12 protein-coding genes are annotated in these 12,377 nt (G+C 73.8%); 3 read left to right on the top strand and 9 right to left on the bottom strand.

The window, feature by feature from the left end; genetic code table 11:
• Positions 1–4: 4 nt before the first annotated feature.
• The 3 genes from MNY60_RS12980 to MNY60_RS12970 are packed head-to-tail and all read right to left on the bottom strand — an operon-like array spanning position 5 to position 3,221.
• Complete coding sequence (locus tag MNY60_RS12980; RefSeq protein ID WP_242356189.1) at positions 5–1,789, bottom strand: lysylphosphatidylglycerol synthase domain-containing protein; 1,785 nt, start codon at positions 1,787–1,789, stop codon at positions 5–7.
• A gap of 53 nt (positions 1,790–1,842) precedes the next feature.
• On the bottom strand, positions 1,843–2,970 hold the full coding sequence (locus MNY60_RS12975; RefSeq protein ID WP_242356187.1) for a glycosyltransferase family 4 protein: 1,128 nt from the start codon (positions 2,968–2,970) through the stop codon (positions 1,843–1,845).
• An 8-nt stretch (positions 2,971–2,978) separates the two neighbouring features.
• Positions 2,979–3,221 carry a hypothetical protein gene (locus MNY60_RS12970; RefSeq protein ID WP_242360744.1) on the bottom strand — a complete coding sequence of 81 codons (243 nt, stop codon included), beginning with the start codon at positions 3,219–3,221 and terminating at the stop codon, positions 2,979–2,981.
• Between the two features lie 286 nt (positions 3,222–3,507).
• On the opposite strand from MNY60_RS12970, the gene MNY60_RS12965 reads away from it, so the two are divergent.
• Genes MNY60_RS12965 through MNY60_RS12955 form a run of 3 tightly spaced genes read left to right on the top strand, consistent with a single transcriptional unit; the run spans position 3,508 to position 6,779 of the window.
• Complete coding sequence (locus MNY60_RS12965) at positions 3,508–4,110, top strand: TetR/AcrR family transcriptional regulator (protein ID WP_242360742.1); 603 nt, start codon at positions 3,508–3,510, stop codon at positions 4,108–4,110.
• Positions 4,107–5,720 (top strand): DHA2 family efflux MFS transporter permease subunit, encoded by a 1,614-nt coding sequence (locus MNY60_RS12960; protein ID WP_242340250.1) that lies wholly within the window; start codon positions 4,107–4,109, stop codon positions 5,718–5,720. Before MNY60_RS12965 ends, MNY60_RS12960 begins: the two co-directional genes overlap by 4 nt.
• 3 nt (positions 5,721–5,723) lie before the next feature.
• On the top strand, positions 5,724–6,779 hold the full coding sequence (locus MNY60_RS12955; protein WP_242340249.1) for an HlyD family secretion protein: 1,056 nt from the start codon (positions 5,724–5,726) through the stop codon (positions 6,777–6,779).
• A 95-nt stretch (positions 6,780–6,874) separates the two neighbouring features.
• Here MNY60_RS12955 and MNY60_RS12950 read toward each other — a convergent pair whose 3' ends face one another.
• From MNY60_RS12950 to MNY60_RS12925, 6 genes are read right to left on the bottom strand one after another with little or no spacing between them, the layout of a single operon-like run.
• Entirely contained in the window at positions 6,875–7,660 is a 786-nt protein-coding gene (locus tag MNY60_RS12950) for a 3-hydroxybutyrate dehydrogenase (protein ID WP_242360740.1), read from the bottom strand.
• Positions 7,657–8,601: a branched-chain amino acid ABC transporter permease gene (locus MNY60_RS12945; protein WP_242360738.1), complete on the bottom strand. Its 945-nt coding sequence runs from the start codon at positions 8,599–8,601 to the stop codon at positions 7,657–7,659. Before MNY60_RS12945 ends, MNY60_RS12950 begins: the two co-directional genes overlap by 4 nt.
• Positions 8,598–9,461: a branched-chain amino acid ABC transporter permease gene (locus MNY60_RS12940; RefSeq protein WP_242340246.1), complete on the bottom strand. Its 864-nt coding sequence runs from the start codon at positions 9,459–9,461 to the stop codon at positions 8,598–8,600. The genes MNY60_RS12945 and MNY60_RS12940 overlap by 4 nt, the downstream gene beginning before the upstream one ends.
• A gap of 9 nt (positions 9,462–9,470) precedes the next feature.
• On the bottom strand, positions 9,471–10,706 hold the full coding sequence (locus MNY60_RS12935) for an ABC transporter substrate-binding protein (RefSeq protein ID WP_242340245.1): 1,236 nt from the start codon (positions 10,704–10,706) through the stop codon (positions 9,471–9,473).
• 26 nt (positions 10,707–10,732) lie between these two features.
• Positions 10,733–11,449, bottom strand: coding sequence for an ABC transporter ATP-binding protein (locus tag MNY60_RS12930; RefSeq protein ID WP_242360736.1), 717 nt, complete (start codon positions 11,447–11,449; stop codon positions 10,733–10,735).
• A complete protein-coding gene (locus MNY60_RS12925; RefSeq protein ID WP_242340243.1) occupies positions 11,446–12,198 on the bottom strand; it encodes an ABC transporter ATP-binding protein in 753 nt (250 codons plus the stop codon). Before MNY60_RS12925 ends, MNY60_RS12930 begins: the two co-directional genes overlap by 4 nt.
• Positions 12,199–12,377 lie beyond the last annotated feature (179 nt).

The raw sequence follows: 12,377 nt of genomic DNA, 5'->3' as shown, positions 1-12,377 counted from the left end.
CGAGTCAGCGGGCCTCGTCCGGCGGCGCGCCCGCCGGCGTGCCCATGAGGTCGCGCGTCCCGCCTCGGGCGGCGAACGCGACCCCGAGCAAGGCCACAGGCACGACGTGCACGAGGTGGAAGCCGAGCGCGTAGGCGAGGGCGAGCTCCCGGTCGACGCCGAGCGCCTCCAGCGCGACGACGGCCGCGAGCTCGAAGACGCCGGCGTTCCCCGGCGAGACCGACACCGCCGAGGAGAGCGTCGTCGCCACCACCATGAGCACCGCCACCGTGAGCGAGGCGGGCATGTGCAGCGCGGGGAGGCAGAGGAGCGCGACGAGGGTCTCCGCCGTCCAGCCGAGGAGCGCGGCGGCGAGCGATCTCGCGACGACGCGCGGGTCGCCCGCCGCCGTGAGGCCGCTCCTCAGGCGCGCCCAGGTCCGGGCGAGCCACCCCGCGTGCGCGGCGGCCCCCTCGCGCCGCGCCAGGAGCGCCGCGAGGGCGGCGGCGGCGGTCGCGACGGCGAGGGTGGACCACGCGGCGGAGCGAGCCCAGCCGGGCAGGGGCGCGAACAGGCCGAAGAGCCCGAGCCCGCCCAGGAAGGCGAACGAGGCGGTGAGGTGATCGAGGCCGACGGTGGCGAGGAGCGTGGCGGTGGGGCTCCCGCTCGCGCGCGCGTGCAGGTGGGCGCGGGCGGGGTCGGCGGCGCGCGCCGGCAGCACGAGGCCGAGCGCGTAGCCGCCGACGAGGGCGCGGAAGCTCGCGCCGTAGGTCGCGCGTGGCGCCACGGGACGGACGAGCACGTGCCAGCGCAGCGCCTGCGCCGCGAGCCCGCCCACGTTCGCGAGCGCCGCCGCGAGGAGCAGCGCCGGGTCGGCGCCGGCGAGCGCGCGCGCGACGCCCCGGACGTCGGCGTGACGCAGCCCGAGCGTCACCAGGAGGGCCAGGACGGCGAGCCCGCCGAGCCGCGCGGCGAGGCCACCGCCCGCGGCGCGCGGAGATCGCTCGAGCCGGTCGAGCGTCACGAAGCGAAACCCCGCGGCGCGCCAGCGGCGGACGAGCTCGGGGATCGCCTCGGCCGTCTGCTCCCGGCGTCGCGCCGGCGCGGGGTCGCGCTCGCCGGCCGCCTCGCCGGCGCCGTCGTGGAGCAGCAGGATCTCGCCGCCGCGCATCCGGGCGCAGGCGCGATCCGCGATCGCCGCGGCGCCCGGCCGCTCCGTGTCCCAGACGCCGCGCGTCCACGCGACGAGCACGAGGCCGCGTCTCCGCAGGGCCCGGCGGAGCAGCGCCGACTTGAAGCCGTGCGGCGCGCGGAAGAACGGCGCCGGCTCGACCCCCGCCGCGCGGATCGCGGCGGCGCCGCGGTCGAGCTCCGCCGCGAGGGTGGCCGGCCCCGCGAGGTGGAGCTTCACGTGGCCGTGGCCGTGCTGTGCGACGAGGTGCCCACGCCGGGCCGTCTCGCGCACGAGCTCGGGGGCCGCCTCGGCGGCGCGGCCGAGCACGAAGAAGGTGGCCTTCACGCCGGCGCGGTCGAGGGCGTCGAGCACCGCGCCCGTGTCCGGCCCCGGCCCATCGTCGAAGGTGAGGGCGACCTCGGGGCGATCGCGGCGCCCGGCGCGCAGGCTCGTCCCGCCGGGATCGAACGACGGCCACAGCGCGTCGGCGGCGGCCGCGGCGAGCGCGAGGGTGACCGCCGCGAGCCCGAGCCCCGCAAATGGGCTGCCGCGCACGGCGAGGAGCGCGGCGCCGCCGAGGAGGGCGGCGAGCGCGGCGACGGCGACCGCGAGGAGGGCCTGCTTGCGGAGCGGCATCGGGTCCCCGGAGAATCCTATACGACGGCGCGCGCGATCACCCGAGGTGCCGCTCAGGCCGCGCCGACCGCGCGGTACAGCTCGAGCACCTGGCGCGCCACCCGCGGCCACGCGTACCGCGTCGCGGTGAGCTTGCCGCGCGCACCGTAGGCCGCCGCGAGCGCGCGGTCCGACGCGAGCCGCGCGAGCGCGCGCGCCCACGCCGCCGGGTCGGCCGGCGGGAGGAGCTCTCCCTCGCGCTCGTGCTGCATGACCTCGCGGAAGCCGGCGATGTCCGACGCCAGGACGGGCTTCCCGGCGCTCATCGCCTCGAGGAGCGTCACCCCGAACGACGCGATGCGGGTGGGCGCGCAGTAGACGTCCGCGGTCGCGTACCAGTCCGGCCGGTCGTCACGGGAGACGCCCGCGAACACGATCTCGTCGCGGAGCTCCGGCGGGACCCGGTCCTCGTAGCGGCCGCGGAGCGGACCGTCCCCGACGACGAGGAGCCGCGCGGGCAAGGAGCGGCGGAGGAGGGCGAACGCCTCGATCATCACGTCGAGGCCGTTGCGCGGCTCGAGCCGCCCCACCCAGAGCACGTTGAGGCGTCCGTCGTCGAAGCGTTCGAGCCGCTGGCCCGAGCCGAAGCGCTCCGTGTCCACGCCGTTCGGGATGATGCGGAAGCTGGCGCGCAGCCGCTGCTCGTACGGCCCTGCCGCCGCGTGGGACACCGCGACGGCCGCGTCGAGCCGCTCGAGGTAGCGGCGCTGCCAGAGCTGCGTGAGCGCCCAGGCGCGGCCGGGGCGGAAGTTCGTGTGGAAGGTCCCGACCACCGGGCAGCGCGCGTGGTGGATCGCGAGCCAGGGGAGGACCGGGGTGAGCGGGCAGTGCACGTGCACGACGTCGAACCGCTCCCGCTCGAGCGTCTCGCGCACCGTCCGGGAGAGGCCATAGCCGACGGACACGCGTCCGAAGCCGCCGTTCAGGTACAGCGGGACGCTCCGCCCCACGCGCAGCACGTCCGGTGCCTCGGCGACGCCCGGGCCGCCGGCGGCGCCGGCCGCGGCGAGATCCGGCATCTCGCTCGTGACGATGCGCGCCACGTGGCCGAGGCGGCGCGCCTCGCGGGCGAAGTGGTGGACGTGCTCCTGAACGCCGCCGATGCTCGGGTAGTAGTACTCGGTGACGATGCCGATGCGCATTCGGGGGCTCAGGCCTGCGAGGCGCGGCGGTCGGTGGGCGGCGTCGGGGCGACCGCGTCGCCCGGGTGCAGCTCGCGGCCGAGCGGGCGCCGGCGCCGGAGGATCGGGAGCATCGCGGCGCTCGCTCCCAGGAAGGCGACGACGTCCATCCACGCGACGCGGGCGACCGCGCGGACGACGCGCGCGCGCGCCCAGCGCCGCGAGCGCGGCGGCGGGGCAGGGGCTCGAGGATCGGCGGGTGACATGGTCACCGAGCGTAAGATGTGGCGCTCGCGCCGGCACGTCACGGAGAAGCCGGCCGAGTGGGTTGCGGCCGATCGAGCGGCGTGGCCCCGCCCGAGCGGTCGGGGTCGGGGAGAACGGGGACGGTTCGCGCCCGCGGCGGGGAGATTCTCCCCGACGAGGGACGCCGCCGCTGCCCGGAGGGGGCGCGCGCTCCTGGCGAGCAGTCCACCGCGTGCGGGAACGCGCGCGCCGGTTGACGCCTGCGACAAACCGGATTAAGTCGGGTTCATAAGTTGAACGGAGATTCATCGAATGACCCGCTCCTCAGTCCACCCCCGCCTGCGCGACCGCCTCCGCGAGGAGACCAGCCGCGCCATCCTCGAGGCGGCGGAGCACGAGTTCGCGGGCGAGGGGCTGCACGCCGCGCGCATGGAGCGGATCGCCTCGCGGGCCGGCGTCGCGGTGGGCACCCTCTACAACCACTTCGCGGATCGCGAGGCGCTGCTCGGCGCGCTCGCGCGCTCGCGGCGCGAGCGGCTGCTCGCCCGCGTCGACGCGGCGATCGCGGCCGTGAGGGGCGAGCCGGTCGCGACCCAGCTCCGCGCCTACCTCGAGGCCGTCAGCGAGCACGCGGCGGCCCATGGGCCGTTCCTCACCGTGCTCGTGCAGGCGGGCGAGGGGCCGGCGCGGGCGCGGCCGGCGCGGCTCGGCGACGAGCTCACGGCGCGGGTCGAGGCCGTCGTCCGGCGGGCGATCGCGTCCGGAGAGCTCCGGAAGGACGAGGCCGGCGTGTTCGCGCTCGCCTTCGTGGGCATGGTCCGGATCGTGCTCACCCGCACCATCGAGGAGCACGCACCCTTCGATCGCGCGGCGGCCGCGCTGCTCGAGCTCTTCCTGGAGGGAGCACGCCGGTGAGCACCGCCACGCTCTCCGCGCCGATGGCCGCCGCCCGGCCGGTGCCGAACAAGTGGCTCGTGACCGTCTCGGTGACGTTCGGGACGCTCATGGGCGCGATCGACTCGTCGATCGTGAACGTCGCGCTGCCGCAGATCCGCGGGGCCGTCGGGGCGACGGTCCAGGAGATCACCTGGATCACGACCGGCTTCGTCATCGCGACGGTCATCGTGATGCCCCTCACGGCGTTCCTCGGCCGGCTCTTCGGCCAGAAGCGCGTGTACCTGGCGAGCCTCGTGCTCTTCCTCGCCGGGTCGGCGCTGTGCGGCGTCGCCTCGAGCCTCCCCGAGCTCGTCCTGTTCCGCGCGCTCCAGGGGCTCGGGGCGGGGGCGCTGCAGCCCACCGAGCAGGCCATCCTGCGCCAGACCTTCCCGCCGAAGGAGCAGGGGATGGCGATGGCGCTCTTCGGGATGGCCGTGATGGTCGGCCCCGCGATCGGCCCGACGCTGGGCGGCTACATCGTCGACAACTATCACTGGTCGTGGATCTTCTTCATCAACCTGCCCGTCGGCGCGCTCGGCCTGTTCATGGTCTGGCAGTTCGTGCAGGAGCCGGAGGACATCCGCGCCGCGAACGCCGCCGCGGCGGCCGAGCAGCGGCGGAACCTCGACTGGCTCGGCATCGCGCTCCTCGCCGTCGGCCTCGCCGCCCTGCAGTTCTTCCTCGAGGAGGGCCAGCAGGAGGACTGGTTCCAGTCCGGGCTCATCGTCGCCGCCGCGGCGGTGGCGGTCGTCGGCCTCGCGCTGTTCGTGTGGCGCGAGCTCACCGCGAAGGCCCCCGCCGTGAACCTCCGCCTCTTCAAGGATCCGGTCTTCACCTCCGGGACCCTGATCGGCGCGGTGATGTTCTCGATCCTCATGGCGAGCATGTTCCTCCTGCCGCTCTTCATGCAGGAGCTGCTCGGGTTCACCGCGATGCAGTCGGGGCTCGCGCTCATGCCCCGCGTGCTCGTCATGATGGCGGTGACGCCGATCGTGGGGCGGCTCTACGGCAAGGTGTCGGCGCGGCTCCTCATCGCGATCGGGGTGCTCCTCGTCGCCTACGGCGCCTTCGCGGTGTCGCACGTGACGCTGGCCACCTCCGCCGCGGGCATCACCCACGCGATCCTGGTCCAGGGCGTGGGGTTCAGCTTCCTGTTCGTGCCCCTCACCACGGTCGCGCTGTCGAACGTCCCGCGCATGCGGCTCGCGGACGCGACGGGCCTGAACTCGCTGCTCCGCCAGGTGGGCGCCTCGATGGGCCTCGCGGTGTTCGCGACCTTGCTCTCCCGCTACGGCGTCCACGCGCGCGCCGCCGTCGCGAGCCACCTCACGGTGGACCGGCCCGAGGTGCAGTCGCGCCTCGCGCAGCTCGCGGCGGGGTTCCAGCAGCGCGGCTTCGACCCGGTCGCCGCGCGCGAGGCCGCGCTCCGCGCCCTCGACGGCATCGTCCGGCGGCAGGCGATGGTGCTGTCCTTCGAGAAGGTGCTGCTCCTCACCGGCCTCCTCTTCCTCTGCGTCCTGCCGCTGCTCTTCTTCCTCAAGGCCAGGCGTGGCTCCGGCGAGCCGGTGCACGTCGAGATGGAGATGTAGAAGATGACCCCTTCCGATCCGAAGCTCCACGAGGTCAGGCCGCTCCCCGCGGCGCCTCCCCCGGCGGCCGCCGCGCCCGCTCCGGGGCGATCGCGGCGCCGCGTGATCCTGGGCGGCGCCGCCCTGGCGCTCCTGCTCCTCGGCGGGTTCGCCGGCTGGGAGTACCTGCACCGCGGGGAGGAGGTGACGGACGACGCGCAGGTCGAGGCGGACGTGGTCGCCCTCGCGGCGCGCGTCGGCGGTCCCGTCGCCGAGCTGCTCGTGAAGGACGACGCCCCGGTGAAGGCGGGCCAGCCCATCCTGCGGCTCGACCCCGCCGACTACGAGCTGCGCGTCCGGCAGGCCGAGGCGGAGCTCGCGACCGCGCGCGCCCAGGGTCAGGCCGCCGACGCCCAGGTGGGCGCCGCCCGGGCCACCGTCACCCGCGGGGAGGCCGAGGCGGAGAAGGCCCTGTCGGACCTGCGGCGGGCCGACGAGCTCAAGAAGGGCGAGGCCATCGCGGCGAGCCAGTACGACGCGACGCGCGTGTCGAGCGAGACCGCGCGTGCGGGCGCCGGCGCGAACCGCGCGCAGTACGCCGCAGCGCTCGCGAACGCCGAGCTCGCCCAGGCGCGCGAGAAGAGCGCCGAGGCCGCGCTCGCGCTCGCGAAGCTCCAGCTCGGCTACACGGAGGTCCGCGCTCCCGCCGACGGCGTCGTCTCGCGGCTCGGCGCGCGCGTCGGCCAGATCGTGGCGCCCGGGCAGGTGCTGGGGCAGCTCGTGCCGGATCGCACCTACGTCGTCGCGAACTTCAAGGAGACGCAGACCGGCGCGCTCCGCCCCGGGCAGAAGGTGGAGGTCGAGGTGGACGCCTACTCGGGCCGGACGATCGAGGGGCGAGTCGAGAGCATCTCCGGCGGCACCGGCGCGCGCTTCGCGCTGCTCCCGCCGGACAACGCCTCCGGCAACTTCGTGAAGGTCGTCGAGCGCGTGCCCGTCCGGATCGCCTGGGTGTCTCCTCCGCCGGACCTCTCGCTCCGCGCGGGCCTCTCCGCGGTCGTGACGGTCCACACGCGCTGAGGGGAGGCGGAGGCGGGCGCGGTCGCGTCCGCCGGGGGGCGGGGGGCGGGGGTCGGGGTCGGGGTCGAGGAGGTCGGGGTCGAGGGTCGCCGGTCCTACTGCGCCGTGTACCCTCCGTCGATCACCGCGGTCGCCCCGGTGATTCCCGCGGCGCCGTCGCTCGTGAGGAACAGCGCGTACTCGGCCACCTCGCGCGGCGTGAGCAGCCGCCTGAGCGGCACGAGGGGGTAGATGACCTCCTCGAGGACGCGCTCGAGCGGCACGCCGCGCGTGCGGGCGAGGTCCGCGAGCTGGTTGCGGACGAGGGGGGTCTCCACGTAGCCCGGGCAGAGGGCGTTCACGGTGATGCCGTGCGGGGCGCCCTCGAGGGCCGCGACCTTCGTGAGCCCGATGAGGCCGTGCTTCGCGCTGTTGTAGGCGGACTTTCCCGCGAAGCCGACGAGGCCGTTCACCGACGCGACGTTCAGGATCCGGCCGAAGCCCTGGCGCTTCATCACCGGGAAGGCGTGCTTCGTCGCGAGGAACGGCGCGACGAGCATCACGCGCAGGAGCAGCTCGAAGCGCTCGGTGGGGAACTCCTCGACGGGCGCGACGTGCTGCAGCCCCGCGTTGTTCACGAGCACGTCGAGGCGCCCGTCCTCGGCGACCACCTCCTCGAGGACGGCGCTCACCTCCGCCTCGCTCGTCACGTCGCAGGCGACGCCGCGCACCGCGAAGCCGGCCTCGGCGATCGCGCCCGCCGCCGCGGCGGCGGCGGGGCCGTTCAGGTCCGCGAGCGTCACGCGCGCGCCCGCCTGCGCGAGCTGTGTCGCGATCTCGAGCCCGATGCCGCTCGCGGCGCCGGTCACCACCGCGATGCGACCCTGGATCTCCACCGTCATGGCTTCCCTCCGATGAACGAGCGGCGCACCAGCGCGCGCACCTCGCCGACGATGCCGCGCCGGAACGCGAGCACGCACGCGACGAACACCGCGCCGGTGATGACCGTCACCCACGATCCCACGTCGGCGAGGTAGTTCTCGAGGGTGACGACGAGCAGCGCTCCGACCGACGGCCCCAGCACCGTCCCCATGCCGCCGAGCAGCGTCATGAGCACGACCTCGCCGGAGCGGTGCCAGTGGACGTCGGAGAGCGACGCGAACTGGAGCACCACCGCCTTGAGCGACCCTGCGAGGCCCGAGAGGGCGGCCGAGAGGACGAACGCGAGCAGCTTGTAGCGCGCGACGTCGTAGCCGAGCGACAGCGCCCGCGGCTCGTTCTCGCGGATCGCGCGGAGCACGTGGCCGAAGGGCGAGTGGATGGCCCGCTGGATGAGCCAGAAGCCGGCGAGGAACGCCGCGTAGACGAAGTAGTAGGTCGTGATCGGCCCGTCGAGCGCGAGGACGCCGAGCGCCTTGCCGCGGGGGATCCCCTGCAGCCCGTCCTCGCCCCCGGTCCAGGGCAGCTGGACGACGAGGAAGTAGACGAGCTGCGCGAAGCCGAGCGTGATCATCGCGAAGTAGATCCCGGAGCGCCGGATCGCCAGCGCGCCGAACACGAGCCCGAGCAGGGTCGCGACCGCGGTGCCCGCGAGGACGCCGAGCTCCGTCGGCAGCCCCCAGGTGCGCAGCGTGATCCCCGTGACGTAGGCCGCGGAGCCGAGGAACGCCGCGTGGCCGAAGGAGAGGAGCCCGGCGTAGCCGAGCAGGAGGTTGAACGCGCTCGCGAACAGAGCGAGGCAGAGCACGTTCATCGCGAAGACCGGGTAGACGAGGTACGGCGCGGCGAGGCCCAGCAGCACCATCGCCGCCCACGCCCAGGCCCGCAGCGCGCGGCCGCTCATCGCTGCCTCCCGAACAGCCCGGCCGGGCGGACGAGCAGGACGAGCGCCATCACCACGAACACGACCACGCTCGAGGCCTCCGGGTAGAGGTAGCGCGTGAGCCCCTCCACGAGCCCGATGCCGATGCCGGTGAAGATCGAGCCCGCGATGGAGCCCATGCCGCCGATCACGACCACCGCGAACACCACCATGATGACCGAGCTCCCCATGAGCGGGGTCACCTGGTAGACCGGCGCCGCCATCACCCCGGCGAAGGCCGCGAGCGCCACGCCGAAGCCGTAGGTGAGCGTGAACATGAGCGGCACGTTGACGCCGAAGGCCTGCAGGAGCCTCGGGTTCTCCGTGCCCGCCCGCAGGTACGCGCCGAGCTTGGTCCGCTCGATGACGAACCAGCTCGCCGCGCACACGACGACGGACACGACCACCACCCAGGCCCGGTAGAGGGGCAGGTACATGAACCCGAGGTTCACGCCGCCCCGGAGGGCGGCGGGCACCGGGTAGGTGCTCCCGGAGTTCCCGTAGGCCTGGTGGAACAGGCCCTCGGCGATGAGCGTGAGGCCGAAGGTGAGGAGGAGGCCGTACAGGTTGTCGAGCCCGTACAGCCTCCGCAGGAGCAGCCGCTCCACGGCGACGCCCACGAGGCCCATCGCCGCGGGCACGAGCAGGAGCGCCCAGAAGTAGCCGACCCCGAGGTACGTCGCCGCCATCCACGCGGCGAAGGCGCCCATCATGTACTGCGCGCCGTGCGCGAAGTTCACGACGTTGAGCAGCCCGAAGATGATCGCGAGCCCCAGCGACAGGAGCGCGTAGAACGACCCGTTGATGAGGCCGACGAGGAGCTGCCCGAAGAGCGCCTGCATCGCGCGACGCTACTTCTTCATCACCGCGGGCGAGGCGGACTTCGCGAGCGGGCAGGCCTGCTGCTCGACGGTCGGGAACGCCTCGGCGGCCGGGATCGTCTTCACGATCTCGTAGTAGTCCCAAGGCTTCTTGGACGCGCCCGGCGCCTTCACGCGGGCGAGGTACATGTCGTGGCGGAGGAGCCCGTCGGGCCCGATGCGCGCGTTCTTCGCGAAGAAGTCGTTCACCGGCGTGGCCTTCATCTTCGCCATCACCGCGTCCGCGTCGTCGGTGCCCGCCGCCTGCACCGCCTTCAGGTAGTGCATGACCGACGAGTACACGCCCGCCTGGACCATGGTCGGCATCTTCTTGTGCTTCGCGAAGAAGCGCTCCGACCACTTGCGCGTCTCGTCGTTCATGTCCCAGTAGAACGCGGTGGTGAGGTACATGCCCTTCGCGGTGTCGAGCCCGAGGCTGTGGACGTCGGTGATGAAGACGAGCAGGCCCGCGAGGCTCTGCTTGGGCGTGACGCCGAACTCGTTCGCCTGCTTGATGCAGTTCACGGTGTCGGCGCCGGCGTTCGCGAGGCCGACGATCTTCGCGCCGGACGACTGCGCCTGCAGCAGGTAGCTCGAGAAGTCGGTCGTGCCCGGCGAGGGGTGCCGGGCGAACCCGAGCACCTTGCCGCCCGCGGCCTTCACCACCTTCGTGGTGTCCTCCTCGAGCGAGCGGCCGAAGATGTAGTCGGCCGTGACGAAGTACCAGGTGTCGCCGCCCTGGCGCACCACCTCGCGCCCCGTGCCGTTCGCGAGCGCCCAGTTGTTGTACGTCCAGTGGACGTTGTAGGCGGTGCACTTCTCGCCGGTGAACGCGGTCGTGCCCGGGCCGGAGAGCAGGGTGATGCGCTTCTTCTCCGCCGCGACGGGCATGACCGCGCCCGCCGTGGACGACGAGACCAGGTCGGCGATCACGTCCACCTGCTCCTGGTCGAACCACTTGCGGGCGGTGTTGGAGGCGACGTCCGCCTTGAGCTGGTGGTCGGCCGAGACGAGCTGGACGGGCTTGCCGAGGACCTTGCCGCCGAAGTCCTCGATGGCCATCCGCGCGGCGAGCACGGAGCCCGGGCCGGCGAGGTCGGAGTAGTAGCCCGTCATGTCGGTGAGGACGCCGATCTTGACGACGCCGTCCGAGACCTTGTCGGCGGCGAGGGTGGGCGCCGCGAGCAGCGCGGCGAGGCAGCAGGCGACTCGGGGGATCCGGCTCATGTGCCCTCCTTCGTGGTTGGGCGGCGCTAGACGCCCAGGAAGCGGTGCAGCGACTCCAGCTTTCCCGGGAGCTCGTCCCGGGTGATCGTGTCCACCACGCGCCCGCGCTCGAGCAGCACGTGACGGTCCGCGAGCGGGGCGACGAAGCGGAAGTTCTGCTCGACCAGGATCACCGTGAACCCGCGGTCGCGGAGCGCGCGCACGGCGCGCCCGAGGGCCTGCACGATGACGGGCGCGAGCCCCTCGGTGATCTCGTCGAGGAGGAGCAGCCGCGCCCCGGTCCGGAGGATCCGGGCCATCGCGAGCATCTGCTGCTCTCCGCCGGAGAGCCGGGAGCCGGGGCTCCTCCGGCGCTCCCGGAGGTTCGGGAACATCTCGTAGATCTCCTCGAGCGACATGCCCCCCGAGCGGACGACCGGCGGGAGCGTCAGGTTCTCCTCCGCCGTGAGGCTCGCGAAGATGCCGCGCTCCTCGGGGCAGAACCCGAGGCCGAGCTGGACGATGCGGTGGGTCGGCAGCCCGATGGTCTCGCGCCCGCTCACCATGATCGAGCCCGTGCGCCGCCCCACGAGCCCCAGGATGGCCTTGAGGGTGGTCGTGCGCCCGGAGCCGTTCCTGCCGAGGAGCGTGACGAGCTCGCCCGCGCTCACGGCGAAGTCGACGCCGTGCAGCACGTGGGACTCTCCGTAGAACGCGTGGAGGCCGGCGAGGCGCAGGAGCTCGGGGCGCGCGGGCTCGATCAAGGGGTCGCTCCGATGTACGCCTCGAGGACGGCGGGATCGCGCGAGACCTCGTCGTAGCTCCCCTCCGCGAGCACCGCGCCGCGCGCGAGCACCGTCACGCGCCGCGCGAGGTCCTGCACCACCGAGAGGTTGTGCTCGACGAGCAGCACCGTCCGACCGGCCGCGACGCGCCGGATGAGCGCGACCACGCGGCCCACGTCCTCGTGGCCCATCCCCTGGGTCGGCTCGTCGAGGAGCAGCAGCTCCGGATCGAGGGCGAGCGTGGTGGCGAGCTCGAGGGCGCGCTTGCGTCCGTAGGGCAGCTCGACCGCGACGGTGTCGCGGTCGGCCTCGAGCCCGACCGCCGCGAGGAGCTCGACGGCGCGCGCCTCGAGCGCGTCCAGCGTCCGCTCCGAGCGCCAGAAGTGGAAGGAGGTGCCGAGCGGACGCTGCAGCGCGACGCGCACGTTCTCGAGCGCGGTGAGCGCCGGGAACACCGCGGACATCTGGAAGGACCGGACGATGCCGCGCCGCGCCACCTCGGCGGGCCGCGCGTGCGTGACGTCGTCCCCCTTGAACAGGATCGCGCCGCGCGTCGCAGGGAGGAACCGGGTGAGGAGGTTGAAGACCGTCGTCTTGCCCGCACCGTTCGGGCCGATGAGCGCGTGGATGCTGCCGCGCGCGACGCGCAGCGACACGCCGTTCACGGCGACGAAGCCGGCGAACTCCTTCACGAGGTCGCGCGTCTCGAGGATCGTCTCCTCGGGCATCCGGCCTCCGGCGTGGAACCCAGGTGGAGAGCGAACCTTTACAGCTTGTGGGGTGCGCCGAAACGCCCCAGGGGGAGGGGAGGGTTCTCGATGGCCGCAGGAAGGAGGTCCGCGCGCGGCCCGGCGACGCGGCGCGTCTAGAGCAGTCGCGCAGCAGCCTCTCCGGCGATCCCGCTCGA

Origin of the sequence: Anaeromyxobacter sp. SG17 (genome assembly GCF_022690695.1) — a bacterium.
Taxonomy (GTDB): domain Bacteria; phylum Myxococcota; class Myxococcia; order Myxococcales; family Anaeromyxobacteraceae; genus Anaeromyxobacter; species Anaeromyxobacter soli.
This window is presented reverse-complemented; position numbering and strand designations above follow the sequence as displayed.